Annotated in this window: 1 protein-coding gene; it reads left to right on the forward strand. The window is 66.0% G+C overall.

Features of this window, described 5'->3' with window-relative positions; genetic code table 11:
* Nucleotides 1-131: 131 nt before the first annotated feature.
* Nucleotides 132-1,165 (forward strand): hypothetical protein (locus ACGFZW_RS38900; RefSeq protein WP_393898065.1); only part of this gene is annotated, 1,034 nt, incomplete at its 3' end.

A 1,165-nucleotide genomic window follows, 5' to 3' on the forward strand; every position in this document is an offset into this window, starting at 1 on the left:
TTGCCGTTGTGGTCGAAGTGCTGCCGGATACAACCCCGGGCCTTCGCCGCACACGCTTCGTTTTGCCGGCTCACGTACCTGAGGATCCCTGCGATGAGAACGCCGAGGTACCGTCTGCCGTCCTTACCGCCTTGGCTCTGGCCGAACCGCGGCGTGTACCGATGCCGGTCTGGGCGGCGCTCGCCCGGGCCCTCGATCCGTCAGCAGTGGACGCGGCCGGTCTCCAGCAGCTGGTGAAGGCGAATCCCGAGCTTTTCGTAGTGGACCCGGCGGGTGTGAGTTTCCGCCACGAATACCTTGCCGACCGCTTGCAAAGCACGGCAAGCGCGCATTCCGTGTCGGCTGTTGACACGGAGATCGTGGACTGGCTGCGCGCACGCGAAGAGGGGATACGCCACCCTCGCGGGTGGGCTGAATCAGGGCCCGTGGGCCGATACGCAGCTCACGGCCTCGCGATGCACGCCTCACGCGACGGGCAGCTTCCCGTGATCCTCGATGACGGCGTAGCGCTAGCGAACATTGGGCAACGAGAGCTTCTGGACGCCGCTTGCGCCACATCCAGGCACGGTGTGGCCACGACGGACACTGCAGCTGGCGATGCCCGCCATCTGTGGCTCTGCGGGGTGCAACCCAAGGACGATCAACCGGTCTGGGCCGCTTGGCTCCACCTCACCCACACCGCGCGGAGTCGTTGGGATGTCGTACGTGGCATCGAAGACTCCGGCATCCACCTCCCGTGGAAGACTTGTTGGGCCTCGTGGCGGCCGCCTGGCAGCGTCGCCCCTGAACTTGTCGAGCACGGCAGCGTCGACACGCTGATGCACGTAGAACACGGTGGCCGTCCGGCGGTTCTCGCCATTGGTCCAAGTACTGATCGACAGGCACAGATCCGCGACGTGAGAAACGGGCCCCTGGTCGCCAGTTGCTGGAAGGGCGACATACCGGAATCCCTCTCGTCGCACCTCACCGTCCCGCTCGGTCCTGACAAGCAGCCGCTGCCTGACGCAGCCAGGCACGCCACCCTTCGCGGCACGGGAGGTGGGGAGGACGGCATGCGTCTATGCTCCCTGCCGATCGACGACGTACGCGTGTACGGCGGCGACAGCGGCCTGTTCGCCATCACCACAAACAACGGGCCGCACGAAGACCCACTGGCTACGTCGAA

The organism is Streptomyces sp. NPDC048248, from assembly GCF_043201875.1.
Lineage (GTDB): Bacteria > Actinomycetota > Actinomycetes > Streptomycetales > Streptomycetaceae > Streptomyces.